Here is a 21032-nt window from a genome sequence, read left to right on the forward strand (position 1 = left end):
TTGCTTCATATCTAGCCCTTTTTGAATGAAAATTGGTACTCAGCTATAGGTGAATCGGCTATCTTTGCCGTATACTATGTAATATAATAATAAGACTATAAACCATGAGAAACAGATTTATTGCTTTATTCGTACTCTTTACTCTCCTCTTGGGAGGAAGTGTGCAAGCACAGACTACTGCCCGCAAATTTGAAGCGGGTAAAAACACGTTTTTATTGGACGGTAATCCGTTTGTAATAAAAGCTGCGGAGCTACACTATACCCGAATTCCACAAGCCTATTGGGAACATCGCATCAAGATGTGCAAGGCTTTGGGCATGAATACCATTTGTATTTATATATTCTGGAATATCCACGAGCAAGAGGAAGGAAAGTTTGACTTTACCGGTCAGAACGATATTGCAGCTTTCTGCCGGGTTGCTCAAGAGAATGGAATGTATGTCATTGTACGTCCCGGCCCGTATGTGTGTGCCGAGTGGGAAATGGGCGGGCTGCGTGGTGGTTGCTAAAGAAGAAAGATGTGGCTTTGCGCACACTCGACCCTTATTTCATGGAACGCGTAGGTGTCTTTATGAAAGAGGTGGGTAAGCAGCTAGCTCCGTTGCAAGTCAATAAAGGTGGAAACATCATCATGGTTCAAGTTGAAAATGAATATGGATCTTACGGAACGAATAAGCCTTATGTATCTGCTGTACGCGATTTGGTACGCGAATCGGGCTTTACCGATGTACCGTTGTTTCAATGTGACTGGAATAGCAACTTTACCAACAATGCACTTGACGATCTGATCTGGACTATAAATTTCGGTACGGGGGCCAATATCGACCAGCAATTTAAAAAGCTGAAAGAACTGCGTCCGGAAGCACCACTGATGTGTAGCGAATTCTGGAGTGGTTGGTTCGATCATTGGGGACGGAAACACGAAACGCGTCCGGCTAAGGATATGGTACAGGGTATTAAAGATATGATGGACCGGAATATCTCGTTTAGCTTATATATGACTCATGGGGGAACAACCTTCGGACATTGGGGAGGTGCTAATAATCCCGCTTATTCTGCGATGTGTAGTTCGTATGATTATGATGCTCCGATCAGCGAAGCGGGGTGGACAACCGATAAATACTTCCTGCTACGTGATTTGCTAAAGAATTATCTTTCGGAAGGAGAAACGTTGTCGGAAGTACCTGCCGCATTCTCCCTCATTGAAGTGCCTGAAATACAATTTACGCAGGTAGCTCCGCTTTTTGACAACCTGCCTGCACCCAAACAAACGGTGGATATCAAACCGATGGAACAGTTCAATCAAGGTTGGGGAAGTATTCTATACCGTACAAACTTACCGGAAGCGGTGAAAGCCGGTACGGTACTGAAAATTACTGAGGTACACGACTGGGCGCAGATTTACGCCGATGGTAAACTGTTGGCTCGCTTGGATCGTCGCAAAGGAGAATTTACAACAACTCTTCCGGCTTTGAAGAAAGGTACTCGTCTGGACATATTAGTAGAAGCTATGGGCCGGGTGAATTTTGATAAATCGATTCACGACCGCAAAGGTATCACAGAAAAGGTCGAATTGCTTGCCGATAACCAAAGCAAGGATTTAAAGAATTGGACTGTATATAATTTACCGGTAGATTACACATTTGCTAAGAATAAAAACTATCGTGATCAAAAGACGTTGCCGTCTATGCCTGCTTACTATAAAGCAACTTTCAAACTGAATAAAGTGGGAGATACTTTCCTCGACATGAGTACCTGGGGAAAAGGTATGGTATGGGTGAATGGACGTGCTATGGGACGTTTCTGGGAAATCGGACCTCAACAAACTCTTTTCATGCCGGGATGCTGGCTGAAAGAAGGCGAGAACGAAATTGTGGTTCTCGATTTGAAAGGCCCGGAGAAGTCGTCAATCAAAGGATTGAAAAAGCCTATTCTGGACGTTCTACGCGAAAAAGCTCCTGAAACGCACCGAAAGGAAGGGGAGAAACTACAACTATCCGGAGAGAAAGCGGTATACGAAGGTGCATTCACTCCGGGTAACGGTTGGCAAGAGGTTCGCTTCGCAACTCCGGCTAAAGGACGTTTCTTCTGTCTGGAAGCTCTTACTCCGCAAGCTGAGGATAATATAGCTGCTATTGCCGAATTTGATGTATTGGGAGCGGACGGTAAACCTGTATCTCGCGAACATTGGACGATTCGATATGCTGATAGCGAAGAGACGCGGAGCGGTAACCGTACGGCTGATAAGATATTCGACTTGCAGGAATCTACTTTCTGGATGACAGTTGATAATGTAGCTTACCCGCATCAAGTAGTCATCGACCTGAGTAAGATAGAAACCGTAACCGGCTTTCGCTATTTGCCACGTGCCGAGAAAGGCTATCCGGGCATGATTAAGGAATATCGTATATATGTACAACCAACGGGGTTTAAATATTAAGATCGTTGGTGAAATATTTGAAAAAATAGATAACTTTGTCAACACTCCTTATTATCAGGGGTGTTGACTGTTTATTGTTAACTCGAAGAGTTTTAATGTTTAATTGCAAAATACTATGAATAAACTGCTTATTATTTTAGGCATATTACTTGGTTCAGTTCAGCAACAAGTGTTTGCTTCGGTGAAAGAAGTGACGAATGTACCCGATTCTGTTTATCTGTTTGCTTATGCTACCGTTCAGGACGATGGGCGTAGTGGACTTCGTTTCGCTTGGAGTGCGGATCAGAAGAGTTGGTTTGAAATAGGAAAAGGCCATGGCTATGTGCGCTGCGATTACGGTCGCTGGGGTTCACAAAAGAAAATGCTTGATCCATGTTTGAAACTCAAACCGAACGGAGAGTGGCTTTGTACATGGAAGTTGAATGCGGAAGATGGTTACGGACAAGTTATCTCTAAAAACCTACTCTATTGGGGAAGACAGTCATATCCTCGCACAACTCCTGATTTTGAGCGTGAAAGAGTAGGCGCATTGATCGGTTCGGAGTCTCAAACCGGAACGGTTAACAAAGTAGAATGGAGTCTGGTGGACGGACTAATCAAGTCATACGAGGCTACACAATATAGAAATTCGATTTACGATGAACGTTTGTTGGACGATGGTTCGCGTTTTGCCGGACTAAAGCCTGTAAAAGCAACCGTTACAGCGCAGCCTGAACAGACAAAGGCGATTAGTGATCTGCTGATGGGAATCTTCTTTGAAGACATTAACTATGCCGCGGATGGTGGCTTGTACGCGGAACTGATTCAGAACCGGGGCTTTGAGTATGTTCCTTCGGACCGCGGTGGAGATCAGAACTGGAACAGTACTCACTCTTGGGCTTTGAAAGGTGAACATGCAGCTTTTACGATTGATACAGTTGCTCCGATTCATCCGAATAATCCGCATTATGCTGTTCTGAAAGTCGATCAACCTGGAGCAGTCTTAACCAATGCAGGCTTTGACGGGATTGCGTTGAAAGCAGGTGAGAAATATGATTTCTCATTGTTTGCTCGCGTGCGAGATGGAAAAGCACAAAAGGTACGGGTACGTTTGGTTGCCGCCGACGGGACAGTACAGGGAGAAACAACACTAACAGTTTCGTCCCGTTCATGGAAAACGTATCGTTCGGTTTTAACGGCAAAGACTTCTGCCGATGCGCATCTGGAACTTCAAATGCAAAATGTGGGAGAACTGAATCTGGATATGATTTCTCTTTTCCCTCAACAGACATTCAAAGGACGTATAAATGGCTTGCGACCCGATCTGGCGCAAACATTGGCAGATATGCACCCGCGTTTTATTCGCTTTCCGGGTGGCTGTGTAGCTCATGGAGATGGATTGGAGAATATCTATCGTTGGAAGAATACCATCGGGCCTCTGGAAACTCGTAAACCTGCCCGAAACCTTTGGGGCTATCACCAAAGCATGGGGCTGGGATATCTTGAATATTTCCAATTCTGTGAAGATGTAGATGCCGAACCTCTGCCGGTATTAGCTGCCGGCGTGCCTTGTCAGAACTCCGGACATAATGGACATGAGTTGAGAGGTGGTCAGCAGGGCGGCATTCCCATGTGCGAGATGGACGCTTATGTGCAGGATATTCTGGATTTAATTGAGTGGGCAAACGGTGATGCCAAAAAGACGAAGTGGGGAAAGATCCGTGCGGAGTCCGGTCACCCGAAACCGTTCAACCTGAAATATATTGGAATCGGTAACGAAGATCTCATTACGGATGTTTTTGAAGAACGATTCACTATGATCTTCCAAGCGATTAAAGAGAAGCACCCGGAGATAACCGTGATTGGTACAGTCGGGCCTTTCTTTGAAGGAACGGACTACGAGGAGGGATGGAAACTGGCAGATAAGCTTGGCGTTCCTATGGTGGACGAACACTACTATCTCTCACCCGGTTGGTTCCTACACAATCAAGACTTTTATGATAAGTACGACCGTAAGAAAGCGAAAGTCTATTTGGGTGAATATGCTTCTCACATTCCGGGACGCAAGGTTAATCTGGAAACAGCTCTTTCAGAGGCCATCTACCTCACCTCTTTGGAACGGAATGGAGACATTGTACATATGACGTCTTATGCTCCTCTATTGGCGAAGGAAAAGCATACCCAATGGAATCCGGATTTGATTTACTTCAATAACCGGGAAGTAAAACCCACTACCGGATACTATGTGCAGCAACTATATGGAGAACATGCGGGGGATCGTTATATACCTTCTCAGATCAAGTTGGATAATCAGGATGAGCGTGTGAAGTTGCGTGTCGCTTCTTCAATTGTACGTGATACTAAGACCGGAGACCTCATTGTGAAACTCGTGAATCTGCTTCCGGTGAGTGTTGATACAGATATTCAGCTTCCGGCAATAGGTTCCATACAAACTGCTGCTAGCCGCACTCTATTGACTGGTACGCCAGAATCTACTCCTGTACCGGTGACGGATACGATCGAAGTGGGAGAGGCATTCAAACAGGAATTGCCTGCCTATTCATTTACAGTGATTCGGATAAAAACAAAATAAGTCTCTTAATCACGCTGCTTACTGCTATTTACAGTAAGCGAAAATTGGTATATTGTAAGCGAGGCTGTCTCATTTAGGGTTGAGGCAGCCTCGCTTCTGCTATTTGAAAGAAGGATATCCATGACTCTCCTTAGCTGCAATCAGCTTTAAATCGAGGGAAATAACTTGCATCTATAAACGATTTAACCGGTAAAATATGAAATTTAAGCGAGTTGCACAATGATACATCACTTTCATGTCATAATCACTTTTTGATGTAAGTGGCTGAATTATAGTATTATATATTGCGTCTTCTTTTCTCGGACTGATCTACTCAATAGATAATACCGATTTCCGAAGGCTGTGTACTTGGCTAAAATCTCCCGCCAGCTAGTAGTGAAAAACTCGTAGAAGGCATTTTTTTTCATTACATTTCGTGTTCCACATAATGTGGAACAGCTGACTCACATATTGTGGAACAGGCGTCGCACATAATGTGGAACACCTGTCGCACATAATGTGAAACAGGAAATAGAAGAAAATAAACCTGAAAAACGACTGCTTAAATCTACGAATAGTTGCGCACGATACGGGTTGAGAAAAGACTTATTTGGTGAATTGAAGGCTCTGTTCTTGGGGGAAGCGAGCAATAGCTATCGTTCCTCAGAATAAAGTGATCAAAAAAAGAAGGCGCATTGCAATACGCTGATATACTGAGCGATACGCGAAAAAGTGATTATGACATGAAAGTGTTGTATCATTGTGCAAAGTGCGTATTAAAGCCTCGCTGATGAAACTAGGTACGCAAAATAGCTACACGAATATGTCCGGTTTGCAAAAGGAGTCGGAACTTAAGTCGTACTCCGGAGAATTGAGGCTCAGCAGAACCTTATACTTTTGCGTGTGATTCATAAATACTCCGTGTTATGGTGGCTTTCTGATATAGATTGGCAATCCATTGACAGGCAGTAGCGTCGTTATGACTTTACTAACGATAATCTTTTTCGTCTGACGCAGGTACTTATTTATAAGATCATGTTCGTTACACTAAGTTTGGCATCTCTTATAGGTATGACAAAACGGGGGGTAAATAAAAGATTTGAATAAGAGGGTAGGCCGCATTACATATAATTTCTTAAATTTGCCTAGCAAGCTTACTTACAGCCTCCTAGCTGTCCCGAGGTTTGCTACAGTGGAGAGGGTTGATATGACTCCTTAACGGGCTATACAATGACTTCTGCAGTTGAACAAGGGGCGATTGGCGAGAGGTATCTAATGCGGATAATGAATTAAACGGCAAAGAAGTGTCGAAATAGGCTTTTGTAGGAGGAGTTGTATCTACAGTTGACTCCGCAAGATTTTGAGACGTTTAATCCGATAATGTCAGGAGTAAGTAATTTTACAGTAAAGGTTACACGTCAACAAACTGTAAAAGTGCCCCTTCAAGGAGTAACAGGGATAGTACCAAATGCTTTTAGTATGAAATCAATTATTAGACAATAAAAAGATGAAGTCATTCCTATTTATATATCTGCTATTTCTCATTTCTTGTAGCGCTAAAAACGGAAATACACAAGCTGATGATTTACGTAAAGATACAGACCATGTTAATATTGGTGCAAAGGTTATTCGTAATGATACAAGCTTTGTGACTGTGTTTTTGGATTCTGATTTTGCAGGAGAAGTTTGGGTTTTTGATGAAGCTAATAGCCGCAAAGGATAAACTGTAAGAAATGATATTGAAAGAGAAAACATCGTAATGTTTGATTTGTTGGCAAAAAACGACAGTTTGTTTTATGTTATAGCATATTGGGCTCTTGACAACGATATAATTGCTAAGGGGTGGATTCATAAGGAGAGTCATTTAGGTATTTTCTCTGCTGCATACGATCAGAATTTTGTGTTATATAAAGAACCTAATAAACGAAGCGAAGTGGTATTGGTGGATGAGGAATACAATCCGGAAATGTATGAGGTTACAGATTTTGAAGGAAAGTGGTTAAAAATAAACGCTAAAATAAGGGGTCAGGTTTATAGTGGTTGGATGCCACCAGAATTGCAATGCAGTAATGTCTATTCTACATGCAATTAAGATGAGTAACCATCTTGGATAATAGTTTCTATCAATATATCTTGGGATGGAAGGAATACCAGGTTCACGCTTCTCATCATGCTTTCTTTAAATATACAACAGTTCTTCCTCCACTGTCTCTTTGGATGGCTCCTTGTGCCCGAAACGATTCAATAGTTTGATTGCTTTGTTACAGCGAATTTTTGTTTCGCGTATGAAATCTGCATGGGTAATGTAGTTGTTTTTGTCTGCATAATCCATTGATAATGGGTGGTTCTAGTCATTGTTTCGGCTTTTTACTATCTAGGGTTTTATCAGCCAATGGTGTAATTTGTCTGCGATGGCTTGTAGGTATCCTTCTATGGTGGTTTGCCCGAAATCACTCGTTTTGGATACCAGTCCGATAAATTTCTTGCGTCGATAGTCCCTGAGGGAATGACGCGGGCGGGAAGCGGCTGTTTCTTTTCCCTCTTAAGTGGATTACCACTGTTGTAAAGATCGTAATATATACTCATGTTATACTTATTTTCTAGTTATTCAAAAAATAGTGGGCTGCTTTGCCTGAATGAATTAATTTGTGTACTTAAAGATGTAATAATCTGCAGTGGAAATCTTTCTTTTGTTTACTGGACGTCACTATATGGAAGACTTATGTATACTTACATACTTTTACAAGTGATCCTTGTTTGTCTCCCGCATAGTCAATAAACATCTTGTCCCCTACCTTGTGTTCCAAATGGGCGGCAGGACGTGAAGTAGACATATATTCTTGGAGGCAGGCACAGAAACGGCTACGGCGATACCCGTCGGGATAATCCGCCAGATATTCAGCATGCAGCATCTGACGACTCACGCCTTTTTTCTTCAGGCGTTTGGCGTATTCGGGCAGAAGGGTTTGGAGGGTCTTGCAACGGGCACTGACAACTTCTTTGGGTTTGGTTTTCTCTTGAAAAAAAGAATGCAGACAGGAATCATCATGCGCAGGATTTCTTCCATACTCAAACCGCTTTTCTGATATAAATGTAAATACTTTTCGATGGTGTTGCGGTATAAGCCAAGCATGTCACTCAAGGATTTAGTACCATAGCCGGAGGCATAACAACGCAAGACTTGACGGATCTTACTCATTTCAATTGTTTTATTAGACATACTTCTGTTTTTAACAGATAAGATAGAAGTAAGCAGCCAATAAAACAAATCAATCGGATGATTTTAGGGGGCAGTTTGAATTGGAAATAAGGGGTCAATTTCGATTGGAAGAAGGGGGGCAACTTGCCGCGGATTTTCCATCCAATCCGCGGCTGTCCAGATAGTCCAGTGCCGGGTGGCTGTTGAACAGACAGTTATGGAAGTAGGAGAACATGCGTTCTAGGAAAGCAATATCTACTGCAATGGGTTCTGCTTTAACTACAGGGGTACTCACAAGGACGGACGGAACCACCGGCACTTCTCCCAGCAGGCTCTGAGCTTTCAGGATAGCTTCGTGTTTGCTGATTCCTTCCTTGAGCATGATAAAGTCAATCACGTCCATGCTCCGTCCGTGGGTCTTGCAGTTGGAAGAGAAGCAATAAGCGGTGTTGTCTGCGGGTAAACCTGCAGGCTCGGAGTCCGGTCGCTGTGGAACGGGCAGCAGAGGCGGGAGTTGCCGTCCATGCGCAAAACGTAATACCGGAGGACGGATTCGATGCTTAAGCGGGACTTGATTTCGGGGATATCCATATAATAGCTTATTTTATTCGATTTATTCCACTGCAAAAATAGATTTAAAATTCCGATATCGAACTATTAAAATCTATATTTTCGCTATAACAAAGGATGGGTAAACATATGGATATTGCAACGAACATCAGAAGATTACGGGAACAGCAAGGGTTAATCCAGAAGCAGGTGGTCCATGAACTGGGTATCGGATATTCCAACTACAACAAAATGGAGAATGGGTCAGGGGCCATCGGTGGCGGAGCTGCAGAAGCTCTCCAAACTGTACAATATAACGGTGGATGAACTGATCAATCCCGAAGAGGTGACTCTGCGGGAGGTGGTCATCGAGGATAAAGGGTGCCATTGAGCAGATCAGGCTTATACAGCAGCTCGATGAGGAGGACAAGCAGACGGTCTTCCGGCTGATTGGCAAAATGCTTACCAACAAAAAGTTCAGGGAGTTCTTCCAGAAGAATATGGCGGCATTGTAAAAATAGAAAAATCCCGTTAGCCATTACAGACCAATGGGATTTAGCCATAAGTTAGTTCTGGTCAGACCAGAACACAAACTTGCTATTCTAAAATTAATACACTCTTCCCCAACTGACAAAGGCTATGCTGAACTATTACATTCTTCGCAAGGGACTTGCCAGCACATAATTCACCAGTCTCCGTTGAACTATGGTTGATTGCATCTAATAGGATCTTGTATGCCTTCTTGATGATATTCTTGTTCTATATTATCAAATCGCTTTACCTTATCATCAAAACTACCAAAAGATAATAGCTTGAATTTACCATTCCGGTATCGACATGTCCATGTACAATATCTTTTGTCTGCACCCAAATCAAATACCATTGTTCCGTTTTTGAGTACTTTAATAGGGCTTGATGAAAATTTAAATTTACGCTTAGAATCTGTCTTTAAAAAAACAGTTGTATCCAACGAGATTCCTCTAACAACGAATGTGTTTTCTTTATAATCAAACAAACCCAAATCATGATTAGCTCCCATTATTTCTTTTCCTTCTGCCCAAATCATGATTAAATCAGGCTTAATACTATCCAAGCCAAACCACATAGTTAATAAAGGGCCATCTCTAAAATAGGTCACTTCGGATTTCGTATTGATAATACTATCTAGTATTGGAAACAAGTTCTTGTTAACAACCTTTAATTCATATATATATTGTATGTTCTCTTTAGACTTATACTGTGCATGTAAATTTGCACATAAAATCAAACATATTGTGACAGGAAAAAGAATTCTTTTCATGGGCGTATTGTATTTTACCATGTTTTTCCCGGCTGTCTCTTTCCATGTTTGGCTCCTGGATATGCCGGTTTTATATATGGCGAATTTTTATTAAATGGGATCGGTTGATTAGGGTACCCCAAAATATTGAACTGCGCTTTGGGAAATATATCACTAATGGCTTTTGCATTATTGACATCAGACTCAGAAGGAGTTGTAGAACCACTAGGGTGATTATGATCACTTTTTCTAATGGTGTATCCATACCCTAATGCGTATGAACCCATACCTGAATGAGTTTTTTCTTGCATTGTTCCAAGAAGGTTTAAACCAGCTTTTGCACTTCCTACTTGAACAAGACCCCATTCAACATTATTTGTTTCAGGACTGATTATGAAATTAAACAAATTAGAGGCGTTCTCATCGCCTTTTACTTCAAATATAGCTATAGTTTCTTTATTTATATTGCCATTTGCATCCTCAACGTTTATAGTAACCTCTCTTTGACTTTTGATAGTTCCATACGCAAACACCATTGAAGAACCGTCACCCTCCAGCCTTTTTCCTTCACTGTCAACTTTATAAAAAGCATCCTGAGTCTTATCTTTAATACGATTAACAATTTCACCATTTTGATTGATTTCCCATACATCCCTTCCATCCGGGTCCATAAACCTCAGCGGATTATTCGCGCAATATGCATACGGTGAAATCGAATAATATTTTTCCGCCAATGGATCTATCGTAGTAAACCTCGGAACACCTAGGTCTAACTGACGAGCTTCATAATCATATAAATTCAGACCATTCTCCATATCCAATTCTTTATTGTTATACTTATAAGGCTGTTTATCTGTAAAGGTGCTCTCAGCAAATGTCATTCCATAAGGATAATAGTGATTCGTTTGAACAACCGAGCCATCTGCCTTAGCCACAACACGGTTATTTCCCAAGTGGTCGCAGAGGTAGAAGTGGTATTGTCCACTTTCAATATATCCACCATCGACCAAGATACGCTTCAAAGAGCCATTCTCATAAATCATATTACCAATATAATCGGTTCGCTTCTCTGTAGAGGAACGGTGAATGGCTGATAGCTTAGCACCTGATGCGGAATAAACATATTCAGTCTCCGGCTTGTTCACCCCGCTAAAGCTTATCCGTCTTGGCAAATTTAAGAAATTATATGAAATGTTATTTATCCCTTTATTTAAATCTTTGGTTAAATTTCCGTTTTTGTCATAACTATATTCATTATCCTGATTAACACCATCCTTAAAATCCATTGACATAGAGAGACTAGGGTTAGCAGCTGAATCATCCACTTTGAGTAGTTGATTGCCGCAGTAGAACAAAGTAAGATTATCGATTTCGCCATAGGTGGAGGTCCCCTTATTCCCATTGCGACGTAATGACAACATATTACCATGTTTATCATAACTATAAGAGGTATCAAACTTAGTGCAGCGAGCATGATCTTCCAGGTAAGAGGCCTGCGTCAAACGAGAAAGATTATCGTAAGCAAAGTCATAGCCACGCTGCTTTCTATCATTGGATTGCCAATCCATACCGGAAATATTACCATTATAAAACGGGGTGTTCGTCCCGTTGGGGCGCTTTTCTGTGTAGAACAACGTTTGTTTAAATAGACTATTATCTAAACTTTTCACCCATGAACGAACATTGTAAGTATACAACGTTTCTAATTCCTCTTGTCCATTACGTTGATTAATAGCTAAACGCCCCAATTCATCGTATTTATTGTCAACTAAAGTAGAGGAAAGAGCACTATCATTATTTTTTTGATATTGATGTTTGGTGGTTAGTAACCGCCCTGCATGATCATAAGTATAAGTATAAAGCTCCGAATGAATATTATTACTAACTGAATGGGTGCGCATTCTCTTAATCGGCTGCCCCACGAAATTATAGCCAACATATTCTTTCTCAAAACCACCTAAATGATTGTTGGATTTTGTCTGTATCAGCCTACTACAGTCATCGTAATACATCACTGAATAAAGATAAGTGGATGTTAAGCCAAAGTTATCAAGTTGACCGATCAGGGTTCCTGTCAGAAGCCCTTTAGCACTAGCCGTATAGCGTTTGCCAAATCCTTCTTTTTCGTACGCTCCCTCATACATTATTTCAGCATCAGTATTCTCCAATATTCCACTTTCATCCATAAATTGATAGTCATCGTAGTAGTTAAAAGCAAGTATTGTTGGGACAACCAAAGTCACTCCAGAAAGAGAATATCCCTTATAAGATCCCGCAGCAGATCGCTCACCTTTTACAACAATCTTATCTAAATGATTAGAGAAAGCATTCATCACATTCATACATATTCCAGTAAAACATTCTCTACCAAAAACATCAGAAATACTGAAAGACCATTCCTTTTTTATACGTTGGTTGCCATCTTGAGAAAAAACGAGTCGGTCACTGTGGTCATACACATAGAGTATCCAATCACATCCTGGGAGCTTCTTTGCTATGCAGCGATTACGATGGTCGTATCTGTATAAGTATGCATACTTTTGCAATATAATTGCATTACTTTTCCAACTGTTCGTACTACTACCCGTTTTAAGCATATCTGATGCTTCAGGGGGAAGAACTACCGTCTGGTTACCAAAATCATCATATATGTAATAAGTGTCATGACTACTACTACCACCCTCATCACACCTCATCTGGCGGCTGAGTATTAACCGATCCAATTTATCCTTAAACTCAAAAGAAATATCTCCATCTTCGTTCTCAACCCGAATAACATAAAGTGATCCAGTATCATAGCTCTTTGCCTTATTGAGATGAAATATTGTATCATTCTCATAGGTCGCAGTGTAATAAATACAGTTGAGGGTATCCACATCTACAATATTTGTCAAATGCATACTCTTAACACTGTGTGCACCAGATCGCCAGGCGTTTCCAGGACCAAATTGTTCCAATATACGATTCAAAGGAGAAGCCTCATAAATTATTTCCGAATAAGCTTGCGAATCGCCTTGGTAAAGAGATGGTGATAAGCTTTCAAGGATCTCAACAGGAACAGGTAACCCCGTTGAATTCGTCGTAACGCAAGGTAACCACTCTTTATACATCCGAGAAACGCCATCATATTCCTTATGGCTAACAAGGTCATTTCCCATCGCAGATTCTCTCACTAGAATACTCTGAAAAGGCCTCCCTAATCCATCAAAGTATTCCATTTTTAGACGAGATTCTTTCCCTTTTTCATCAGTATAAATGCGTGTAAGAACATAATTATTGCTATTATTCTTTGTGGGATCAACTAAATCAAAAAGACCTGATATTTTCATCTCAATTGAGATATTTCCATCTCCATTTGTACCCTCCACTACAAAATAGTAAATCCCTCTTGGCAAATCTTTAACGTGCAACAGAGAATCATTTGAAAAAGAAATAAGAGCCTCAGACTGATTTAAAAGATACATATTGACACAATCAAGTTCTGAATTTTGTCCAAGAGATGCTAGGAAATCCATTTGCCTGCTTAGTTCAAATTTATAATATATATCATTGCAAAAAGGGTTTCCATATGCATTAGATGTTCTTCTAGTATCAATTCCAACAGTTGTGCAACCTGGAGTAGTTATATCGCCTAAATTCTTTTCAACTCTTTCGCATGGCATACCTCGAATAAACGTTGTTATTAATCCATTATGAATATTATTTTGACTATCCGAATGCCCCTCTACTATGATATTATAGGTACCTTTTAGAAGGCTATAAACTCCACTCCCATCCCCAATATAGGGTGACTCGCCCCCTTTCAATATTATAGGCTGATGTTGAACATCAACTTCAGGACTCTCCTCTATGAGAAAAATTCGAGTTGACTTCAGTTCAGATTGATTCTCAACAAAAACGTCCATAGGAGCATCTAAAGTGAAACGATAAAAAACATCATTAGGAGAAGCGTCCCATATCCAACGAGGAGGAATATATGAATTTGAGGTTCTTTTAGTATCTTGAGTGTTTTCATAGACAAACTTATCATTGTAATTCCCCAGTTCAAAAAGTGTTCGAGGACGCCTTATTGTTGTAGTAATTTTTCCATTATCTGTTTTACCACAAGAAACAACATAGTATGTCCCTTTATTAAGATTATACCTTAAAGTAGATGCGAAAGTCGTTTGATCCTCCCAATCTCTATTTTCAGAGGTGTGAGTTATTATATACCCTGAAGACATCATCAGAATGAGATAGGTATTACTTAGTTCTGAGCCAGCATGGGTCATTACAAGCTCCATAGGAGAATTTAATGTAAATTTATAAAACACGTCATTCGTGGAGGTTTGTGGTTCCCAGACAAACCCTTTACCTGTTGTTTTAGTGTCCTGCGTATGGCTATAACTGGAAAAATTATTGCTAATATAACCTACATCAATTATTGTTTCCTGCAACAATATATCAGCTAAAACATCTATTTCTGTTAATATATTCCCATTCTTGTAAGTCCCTTCAACAACAACATAATAAGTTCCTGAATCTACTGATATAGAGCCAGCTTTATGAAACTTCGAAATACATTTACCCTTTGCATCTAGCACATAAATATAAACAGAAGAAAGATCATCTATAAAATTTGCTCTTATCCTTAAAGTAGACTTCACAAAGAATGTTAATGCATAAAACGCTTCGTTTGCAGGTTCTCCAACATAGTCATTGGAAAGCCTTTCGGTATTCTGGATGTCATTATAAACAAATGTAGCATTAACAATATCGATCCTTTTAGCACGAGACATTCCTTGTTGAGTATTTTGACAATACATAAATGAAATAAAATATGGAAGAATCATCATTAAGAAAAATAGGCTCTTTATTTTTACCATAATTCTTTTTATTTATTAAGATAATTATATTGATAAACCTCAATATCTCGACCCCTATGATCTTTAATTTTCCAAAGACGACCAGAAGAATCATATTGATATGTCGTAGTCTTACCCGATGGATCAATCATACTCTCCACACCAACAAATATCCTGTAGGTATACGTATTTATTAACGCTTTGGGAAGTTTTGTACGTAACGAATTTATTAAATCCATTTTAGGAGTCAATTCTTTAGATAATGATTTCGGAGTGACCCCAAGAGCTTGACTGACTTCTGCATAAGTAGCCCCTTTTATTTCTGCTACAGGATACTGACCATTATATGACCAGAGAAATACATATTCTTCGAGTCCATTTTTCATAAGATGAATTATATTTCCATATTCATCATAATCTAAATATTCCTCCTTTACCTCAAAATTATTATTTATTACAGTATTATCAAATTTCAATAAACTATTTATTTCTAATTCCGCTAAACTTCTCTTCCATATCTGATTATTATTATTTTTATAATCATATTTAATGGCAGACAGTACTTGTATGTTTTTAGTGTTTTTTTTTCGTATAGACTTGACAATAACAACAGGTTCATTTATTATATTTAGCCTTATTAAATCACTAATATTATGGACTCCAACTATTATCCCAGAGTTATCAAATGGATAAAAATATGATAATAGTAATGTATCAGAATTACTATTCACCGTTTTCTTCTCTGCAATTAAATTTTTACCATTATATGAATAGCTCTTTGTGACCACTATTTGATTTTGATCTACTAGACTTTCTTCAACAAGCCGGCATGGAGTAGTATACAAGCGATTCGCAGAAAGCCCTATGGAAGTAGATAATATCGAAATCTCATAATTATTTTTCGCCTCATTTGTATTATACAAATATGACTCTGTTGACAACTTCTGTTGGGAGCCAGAATAGACAGTCTTTTTAATCAATCGACCTCTATATGTGGACAAATCATTAGAATTATATAATCCAAATTTATCTAATAATTGGACTTGATTAAACGATCGATTGATCGAGCTACTCTGAGTTATTTTCCCATGAATATTTTCATCATCTGGTATATCTATTAATGATGAGAAATGATAAAGAATTCTACTTTTGTCACTATAAGTTTCAACGACATCACTATAACCAATATGAAATTCAGAAATATTATGCAAGCGCCCTAGCGTATTGCTACTCATAGTTCATACCTCGCGAACGACCTTATCTTTATACGTCGCTTCAACGTTAAAGTATTCTATAGTTTCTACAGGCATCATATATTTGGGCAAAACTCCAATTATCCCGCTACCAGTTTTTTCATCAGGGCTAATATAGCTAAATGTACGAACAATATTTTTATTACTTAATAAGTCGCAGTCAGTTATACTTTTCACTCGAACCCCTCCGCAAGGTATGCTATTTTGGCTAAAGTTCGTCTTCCACAATATTGAATTCTCACTTTTTACTTTCCAATAATTATATCGATTATGCTCATAAATTATTAGAGTCTCTCCCTTGGTGGGATGTGTAATTTTATTCAGCATCGTCAGATTGCACGTATTTATATTTACAGTTTTTCTTCTATCTACATTAATGAGATACGTTCTAGCCTCCTCACTCGTTTCATAACCACCATTCCAAAACCCCCAATGATCAGTAGCTATTGTCAAAGGTTCGGGTAGTCTTGTATTATTAAGGTTGTAATCGAAAAGATACACTTCAGGGGCTGCACTCTGATTATTAATCTTTAGGCTTTTCATGAAAAAGTATCTCCCATTCCTTAAATAATCAAAAGAACTTTTTCTTACCAAAGAGCCACTAGATGTCAACGTTATATCCTCTAGATACAACAAATCTGAAACATTATCTTCTCCCCAAAATGAAACTGGAAATTTTCCCACATTGAACTTAATCTCTATATTATCTATCGTTATTTTTTCAAGTATCGGTGTCAATAGTTTATCTTCTACCAAAATTTGTTTTTTACTTATATCACTACTAAAGGATGTAGGTGGATAATTTCCCGAGTAATTTGGATGTTGCCACACTCTAATTGTAGACTGGTTAAAAGCATCTAAAAGGAATAAGTTATATTTATTTTTCTGTTCATAGTTCTTATATTTAAAGTACATTGTCTTTTTTGTATTTGCATTATACGCCGACTTCAAGTGCCAAGAAGTTATCTGAACAGGGTTTATTTTCATCCCACTAGGATTATTAGGAATATTATACTCTAAATAAGATGTGTCTCCACCAAATTCATAAACGCACCCGTCAGGAGTTATAATTTTAATAATAGAATTTGCAGGAGAGGCTGTTGTTGAGTATTCCTGAATCGCCATACCGCTGATATCTACTTTATATCCATCACCTAGCGACAATACAACTTGCCCATTGTTTCCAATAAAAAAAGAACCTTTATGTTCGCCAAATGAAAAACTGAAAATATCTGGTGCATAATCATATTCAATATCCCCAGATACATAAGGATTGCCAGCAGTCGTTGTTGCTATATTCAGATCATATAGCTCAGTTTTAGCATAATATCTATACGTATTATTTCTAATAGCAACTAAAAGACCGTCCAACAAATACTTACCTGTCGTTCTTGTCTCTTTATATCCTTTTACATCATCCGGACTACCAAATACATTTCTTGTTATTACGCCTCCAACATTTAAGCCCCAGTTGTTACCTATCAAAGAAGGTCGTCTACCAGGTTTGAAGCCATCAGATAAGTATTTTAATGTAATTGGAACACTAAAGGAGCTATTTTTGAAGTCCAAGATTGGAATCTCCAAATCAAGGAGACCATTATAATAATCAACACTTGCTTTATTATACTTAATGAGTTCCGCAGTCTGTGGGGTTGAAAAGCCCAGATTTTGAGGTGAAAAATAGTAGTTAGAAAAAGAACTTGGAATAAAACTTTGAGCAGAAATAGAGTTAGAACTACTTTCTATCATGATTTGATACAATAGAAATATTGCTATCCAAGCTAAAATGTGTGTGTTTATTTTCATAATTAGTCTTCTTAAAAGTTTTTACTAAATTATAACAACCCTAAGTTTGAAAAGCTGCATTCAACAAAACAAATAGTCATTATTACAAATAATATTTAGCGATAGACAAAAAACACTTATACGAAAACATGGAAAATTCTAAAAAGTATATTCTATAAGGATATATTTTCAAATATAGCCCAACCTTTAATTAAATAAAAATATACGACCATGTTATATAACACAATCATAATAAGACCATAGAGCCACAAGAAGCCTATTGCAAACTGGATAAAACATTTTGAATTTATACAACAGTTCTTCCTCCACTGTCTCTTTGGATGGCTCCTTGTGCCCGAAACGATTCAATAGTTTGATTGCTTTGTTACAGCGAATTTCTGTTTCGCGTATGAAATCTGCATGGGTAATGTAGTCGCATTTGTCTATGCAATTCATTGATAATGGGTGGTTCTAATCATTATTCCGGCTTTTTACTATCTAGGATTTTATCAGCCAATGGTGTAATTTGTCTGCGATGTCTTGTAGGTATCCTTCTATGGTGGTTTGGTCGAAATCACTCGTATTGGATACCAGTCCGATAAATTTCTTGGCGTCGATAGTCCCTGAGGGAATGACGCGGGCGTGAAGCGGCTGTTTTTTTTCCTTCTTAAGTGGATTACCACTGTTGTAAAGATCGTAATATATACTCATGTTATACTTATTTTCTAGTTATTCGAAAAATAGTGGGCTGCTTTGCCTGAATTCTTTCGTAGGACTATACTCCTACGAAAGAAAGACTATAGTCAATCTTTCATCGAACTATACTTCTTTGAAAGAAATACTATAGTTCTATGAATTAATTTGTGTACTTAAAGATGTAATAATCTGCAGTGGAAATCTTTCTTTTGTTTACTGGACATCACTATATGGAAGGCTTATGTATACTCACATACTTTTGCAGGTGATCCTTCAAACTACAACAAAATGGAAAACGGATTCCGGGAACTATCGGTAGTGGAACTGCAGAAGCTGGCCAGGCTGTACAATATCACAGTGGATGAACTGATCAATCCCGAAGAGATTACTCCACGGGAAGTGGTCATCGAGGATAAAAGTGCAATCGAGCAAATCAGGCTTATACAGCAACTGGATGAGAAGGACAAGCAGATTATCTTCCGGCTGATTGACAAAATGCTGACCAATAAAAAAACAGAGAGTTCTTCCAAAAGAATATGGCGTTTTAGTAGGTTAACTTTACTATAAAGTTAACCTACTAAAACGCTGGTAATCAGATATAGCAATTTGAGCCAAATCCGAACAAAAAATCCCGCTGATTAGTAAGACCAACAGGATTTGTTATCTACTTAGTTTCGGGTAGACCGAAACACAAACTTGCTAAGCATACTTTATCAAATTATAGCTCAATAGAGCCTTTACAAGGAATCATATAAAAAGTAGCAACAAGAGCCACTTTATTGCCCCAGAATTCTTTTCCTAACATCAACTTGTAAGGCTGATATCTATACCAATAACGCAACTTACTCTTAACTAACTCAATCACAAAAGACTCATTATTATACATAGCCTTTTTATTGGGGTATGTTGCAAAAAAGATATGTTTTTCATTTTTGATCTTATAAATTCTCAAGTCTATTATCTCTATGGATTTTACTTCGATTACAGACGAAGTATCTTTTAAAGGATATTCAAAGTTTACTATAACCTTAGATGAAATCTTCAAAGTGTCAAAAATCTCACTATTAGCTATCATCATCTTTTTTTGAGCCTTATAATTCTTATCTATCTCAAGCAGCATAGGAATAGAGTCATTATTGATACAACTCTGGGAAAAAACACAAACAAATTGATAAAAAAGGAATGACAATGAAAAGATTCTTTTCATAAATCAACTATTTTAAAAGTGGATATAACGGTTTCAATAATGAATTTATTTGATTTGGCTTTCTTTGAGGATATTTGTTGTACATGCCGGAGGCATTTTTTTCGCCCCTGTCTTGAAAGAAGAAACTGCTCCTCCTTGTCCATTTTCATATTGATATGCATGAAACAATTCATGGGATGTTTCTTCTACTTTGCGATAGGCACTAACATTATTATTCATAATGATTCCAGCATATATGTCTCCTCCGCCTGACACAGACTCCTCATACTGCATCGCATCAACTACATAACCATTTTTATCTGTTGGAAGTTGATTCTTCATATTAAAGCTATTGGTTGAACCTATAAGAGCATCAAGAACATTTGCACCTCCATTGCCATACATTGAATTTAAATAATTTACTGAAGCAGCAGCAAGATCATTACCACCTTTGTATTTCATGTTTGCTGATATTTTCCTTGTACATGATAAAGTCAATCACATCGATGCTTTTGCCGTGGGTCTGGCAGTTGCTGCTGAAACAGTAACAGGTATCGGTCTCTGGATAGACCTGCAGACTGGGTGTACGGTCGCGATGAAAGGGACAACACAAACGGTTGTTATTATCGGGGTGCAGTCCGTACGATTCCAACAAACGGGAAAGGCGTAAATCTTGCTTGATATCCTGTATATCCATATCTAAAAAGACTTGTGTTTATTTGATATATCACAAAAGTAAAATAAATGTATCATTAAAACAACTTTAATTCTATCAAATACGCACATATTGCAATTATGTGATTTATGGATACATTTGCATATATAAATCATCGTAATATGGAACATATAGGAAAAAACATAAGAAAGATCAGAGAGGAGAAAGGATATACACAGCAGGAGGTTGCTGACCTGATCTCGATGCACCGTTCTAATTATTCGAGGGTAGAGACGGGAGACAGGGATTTATCTATCGAAGCAATCAACAAAATTGCGCAATTTTCCATATGCTATCGACCAGCTGGTAAATTTCGAGGGTGAGATACCCAAAGAGGTAACAATCGAGGATAAATCAACCATCGAGCAAATGAAGATGATACAGCAACTTGATGATGAAGATAAGCAGACAATCTTCAAGTTAATCGACAAAATGCTGACCAATAAGAAGTTTAAAGATTTCTTTTCTAAAAATATCGCGGCGTTGTAATAATCATAAATAAATTAACAGAGCCTACCATAAAGTAGGCTCTGTT

General features: G+C 38.6%; 21 protein-coding genes and 1 pseudogene. 8 read left to right on the plus strand and 14 right to left on the minus strand.

The annotated features are described in order from the left end of the window. The first annotated feature begins 104 nt into the window (after positions 1 to 104). The 4 genes and pseudogenes from JCM10512_RS03895 (at position 105) to JCM10512_RS03910 (ending at position 7083) form a co-directional block, all read left to right on the plus strand. Positions 105 to 2440, plus strand: a pseudogene (locus JCM10512_RS03895) (beta-galactosidase). Positions 2441 to 2555: 115 nt separating this feature from the next. Then, complete coding sequence (locus tag JCM10512_RS03900) at positions 2556 to 5012, plus strand: alpha-L-arabinofuranosidase family protein (RefSeq protein WP_044160618.1); 2457 nt, start codon at positions 2556 to 2558, stop codon at positions 5010 to 5012. Positions 5013 to 6498: 1486 nt separating this feature from the next. Continuing rightward, entirely contained in the window at positions 6499 to 6714 is a 216-nt protein-coding gene (locus tag JCM10512_RS03905) for a hypothetical protein (RefSeq protein WP_044160619.1), read from the plus strand. Positions 6715 to 6750: 36 nt separating this feature from the next. After that, on the plus strand, positions 6751 to 7083 hold the full coding sequence (locus JCM10512_RS03910) for a hypothetical protein (protein ID WP_044160620.1): 333 nt from the start codon (positions 6751 to 6753) through the stop codon (positions 7081 to 7083). A gap of 338 nt (positions 7084 to 7421) precedes the next feature. Here JCM10512_RS03910 and JCM10512_RS24780 read toward each other — a convergent pair whose 3' ends face one another. From JCM10512_RS24780 to JCM10512_RS24785, 5 genes are all read right to left on the minus strand, one after another. Beyond that, positions 7422 to 7577 (minus strand): HU family DNA-binding protein, encoded by a 156-nt coding sequence (locus JCM10512_RS24780; RefSeq protein WP_369346458.1) that lies wholly within the window; start codon positions 7575 to 7577, stop codon positions 7422 to 7424. 134 nt (positions 7578 to 7711) lie between these two features. After that, a complete protein-coding gene (locus tag JCM10512_RS03915; protein WP_148298253.1) occupies positions 7712 to 7915 on the minus strand; it encodes a hypothetical protein in 204 nt (67 codons plus the stop codon). An 11-nt stretch (positions 7916 to 7926) separates the two neighbouring features. Continuing rightward, entirely contained in the window at positions 7927 to 8211 is a 285-nt protein-coding gene (locus JCM10512_RS22370) for a helix-turn-helix domain-containing protein (RefSeq protein ID WP_148298254.1), read from the minus strand. 94 nt (positions 8212 to 8305) lie between these two features. Beyond that, positions 8306 to 8593 carry a hypothetical protein gene (locus JCM10512_RS03925; RefSeq protein WP_044160627.1) on the minus strand — a complete coding sequence of 96 codons (288 nt, stop codon included), beginning with the start codon at positions 8591 to 8593 and terminating at the stop codon, positions 8306 to 8308. After that, entirely contained in the window at positions 8584 to 8781 is a 198-nt protein-coding gene (locus JCM10512_RS24785) for a CHC2 zinc finger domain-containing protein (RefSeq protein WP_081741210.1), read from the minus strand. Before JCM10512_RS24785 ends, JCM10512_RS03925 begins: the two co-directional genes overlap by 10 nt. A 108-nt stretch (positions 8782 to 8889) precedes the next feature. On the opposite strand from JCM10512_RS24785, the gene JCM10512_RS23020 reads away from it, so the two are divergent. Beyond that, positions 8890 to 9066, plus strand: a complete 177-nt coding sequence (locus JCM10512_RS23020; RefSeq protein ID WP_206777880.1) for a helix-turn-helix domain-containing protein — start codon at positions 8890 to 8892, stop codon at positions 9064 to 9066. Positions 9067 to 9104: 38 nt separating this feature from the next. On the opposite strand, the gene JCM10512_RS23025 is transcribed toward JCM10512_RS23020, so the two are convergent. The 6 genes from JCM10512_RS23025 to JCM10512_RS22695 form a co-directional block, all read right to left on the minus strand. Further along, a complete protein-coding gene (locus JCM10512_RS23025; protein ID WP_044160631.1) occupies positions 9105 to 9302 on the minus strand; it encodes a hypothetical protein in 198 nt (65 codons plus the stop codon). 140 nt (positions 9303 to 9442) lie between these two features. Then, complete coding sequence (locus tag JCM10512_RS03940; RefSeq protein ID WP_148298255.1) at positions 9443 to 10039, minus strand: hypothetical protein; 597 nt, start codon at positions 10037 to 10039, stop codon at positions 9443 to 9445. Between the two features lie 14 nt (positions 10040 to 10053). Further along, on the minus strand, positions 10054 to 14883 hold the full coding sequence (locus tag JCM10512_RS21155) for a DUF6443 domain-containing protein (protein ID WP_052517084.1): 4830 nt from the start codon (positions 14881 to 14883) through the stop codon (positions 10054 to 10056). An 8-nt stretch (positions 14884 to 14891) separates the two neighbouring features. Further along, a complete protein-coding gene (locus JCM10512_RS21160) occupies positions 14892 to 16097 on the minus strand; it encodes an RHS repeat domain-containing protein (protein WP_052517085.1) in 1206 nt (401 codons plus the stop codon). 3 nt (positions 16098 to 16100) lie between these two features. Next, entirely contained in the window at positions 16101 to 17921 is a 1821-nt protein-coding gene (locus JCM10512_RS21165) for a hypothetical protein (RefSeq protein ID WP_052517086.1), read from the minus strand. 477 nt (positions 17922 to 18398) lie between these two features. Next, complete coding sequence (locus tag JCM10512_RS22695; protein ID WP_044160876.1) at positions 18399 to 18611, minus strand: HU family DNA-binding protein; 213 nt, start codon at positions 18609 to 18611, stop codon at positions 18399 to 18401. 213 nt (positions 18612 to 18824) lie between these two features. Between JCM10512_RS22695 and JCM10512_RS03965 the strand changes: the two genes are divergently transcribed. Then, positions 18825 to 19163, plus strand: a complete 339-nt coding sequence (locus tag JCM10512_RS03965) for a helix-turn-helix domain-containing protein (protein ID WP_262482587.1) — start codon at positions 18825 to 18827, stop codon at positions 19161 to 19163. Positions 19164 to 19314: 151 nt separating this feature from the next. Here JCM10512_RS03965 and JCM10512_RS03970 read toward each other — a convergent pair whose 3' ends face one another. From JCM10512_RS03970 to JCM10512_RS21880, 3 genes are read right to left on the minus strand one after another with little or no spacing between them, the layout of a single operon-like run. After that, on the minus strand, positions 19315 to 19803 hold the full coding sequence (locus tag JCM10512_RS03970; RefSeq protein ID WP_148298256.1) for a hypothetical protein: 489 nt from the start codon (positions 19801 to 19803) through the stop codon (positions 19315 to 19317). Between the two features lie 45 nt (positions 19804 to 19848). Beyond that, on the minus strand, positions 19849 to 20244 hold the full coding sequence (locus tag JCM10512_RS03975) for a hypothetical protein (RefSeq protein ID WP_044160639.1): 396 nt from the start codon (positions 20242 to 20244) through the stop codon (positions 19849 to 19851). Continuing rightward, on the minus strand, positions 20225 to 20479 hold the full coding sequence (locus JCM10512_RS21880) for a CHC2 zinc finger domain-containing protein (RefSeq protein WP_081741211.1): 255 nt from the start codon (positions 20477 to 20479) through the stop codon (positions 20225 to 20227). The genes JCM10512_RS03975 and JCM10512_RS21880 overlap by 20 nt, the downstream gene beginning before the upstream one ends. 140 nt (positions 20480 to 20619) lie before the next feature. Here JCM10512_RS21880 and JCM10512_RS24790 point away from each other — a divergent pair, with 140 nt between their 5' ends. Beyond that, positions 20620 to 20820, plus strand: coding sequence for a helix-turn-helix domain-containing protein (locus JCM10512_RS24790; protein WP_200869089.1), 201 nt, complete (start codon positions 20620 to 20622; stop codon positions 20818 to 20820). After that, positions 20771 to 20986 (plus strand): hypothetical protein, encoded by a 216-nt coding sequence (locus JCM10512_RS23035; protein ID WP_200869090.1) that lies wholly within the window; start codon positions 20771 to 20773, stop codon positions 20984 to 20986. Before JCM10512_RS24790 ends, JCM10512_RS23035 begins: the two co-directional genes overlap by 50 nt. Positions 20987 to 21032: the final 46 nt, after the last annotated feature.

This window comes from Bacteroides reticulotermitis JCM 10512 (assembly GCF_000517545.1).
In the GTDB taxonomy this organism is placed as follows: Bacteria; Bacteroidota; Bacteroidia; order Bacteroidales; family Bacteroidaceae; genus Bacteroides; species Bacteroides reticulotermitis.

What these genes read in the sequence shown, in the direction of transcription:
- JCM10512_RS03900 (WP_044160618.1), top strand. Translation starts at nt 2,556, where the DNA reads ATGAATAAACTGCTTATTATTTTAGGCATATTACTTGGTTCAGTTCAG.
- JCM10512_RS03905 (WP_044160619.1), top strand. Translation starts at nt 6,499, where the DNA reads ATGAAGTCATTCCTATTTATATATCTGCTATTTCTCATTTCTTGTAGC.
- JCM10512_RS03910 (WP_044160620.1), top strand. Translation starts at nt 6,751, where the DNA reads ATGTTTGATTTGTTGGCAAAAAACGACAGTTTGTTTTATGTTATAGCA.
- JCM10512_RS24780 (WP_369346458.1), bottom strand. Translation starts at nt 7,577, where the DNA reads ATGAGTATATATTACGATCTTTACAACAGTGGTAATCCACTTAAGAGG.
- JCM10512_RS22370 (WP_148298254.1), bottom strand. Translation starts at nt 8,211, where the DNA reads ATGTCTAATAAAACAATTGAAATGAGTAAGATCCGTCAAGTCTTGCGT.
- JCM10512_RS03925 (WP_044160627.1), bottom strand. Translation starts at nt 8,593, where the DNA reads ATGGACGTGATTGACTTTATCATGCTCAAGGAAGGAATCAGCAAACAC.
- JCM10512_RS24785 (WP_081741210.1), bottom strand. Translation starts at nt 8,781, where the DNA reads ATGGATATCCCCGAAATCAAGTCCCGCTTAAGCATCGAATCCGTCCTC.
- JCM10512_RS23020 (WP_206777880.1), top strand. Translation starts at nt 8,890, where the DNA reads ATGGATATTGCAACGAACATCAGAAGATTACGGGAACAGCAAGGGTTA.
- JCM10512_RS23025 (WP_044160631.1), bottom strand. Translation starts at nt 9,302, where the DNA reads ATGGCTAAATCCCATTGGTCTGTAATGGCTAACGGGATTTTTCTATTT.
- JCM10512_RS03940 (WP_148298255.1), bottom strand. Translation starts at nt 10,039, where the DNA reads ATGAAAAGAATTCTTTTTCCTGTCACAATATGTTTGATTTTATGTGCA.
- JCM10512_RS21155 (WP_052517084.1), bottom strand. Translation starts at nt 14,883, where the DNA reads ATGGTAAAAATAAAGAGCCTATTTTTCTTAATGATGATTCTTCCATAT.
- JCM10512_RS21160 (WP_052517085.1), bottom strand. Translation starts at nt 16,097, where the DNA reads ATGAGTAGCAATACGCTAGGGCGCTTGCATAATATTTCTGAATTTCAT.
- JCM10512_RS21165 (WP_052517086.1), bottom strand. Translation starts at nt 17,921, where the DNA reads ATGAAAATAAACACACACATTTTAGCTTGGATAGCAATATTTCTATTG.
- JCM10512_RS22695 (WP_044160876.1), bottom strand. Translation starts at nt 18,611, where the DNA reads ATGAGTATATATTACGATCTTTACAACAGTGGTAATCCACTTAAGAAG.
- JCM10512_RS03970 (WP_148298256.1), bottom strand. Translation starts at nt 19,803, where the DNA reads ATGAAAAGAATCTTTTCATTGTCATTCCTTTTTTATCAATTTGTTTGT.
- JCM10512_RS03975 (WP_044160639.1), bottom strand. Translation starts at nt 20,244, where the DNA reads ATGAAATACAAAGGTGGTAATGATCTTGCTGCTGCTTCAGTAAATTAT.
- JCM10512_RS21880 (WP_081741211.1), bottom strand. Translation starts at nt 20,479, where the DNA reads ATGGATATACAGGATATCAAGCAAGATTTACGCCTTTCCCGTTTGTTG.
- JCM10512_RS24790 (WP_200869089.1), top strand. Translation starts at nt 20,620, where the DNA reads ATGGAACATATAGGAAAAAACATAAGAAAGATCAGAGAGGAGAAAGGA.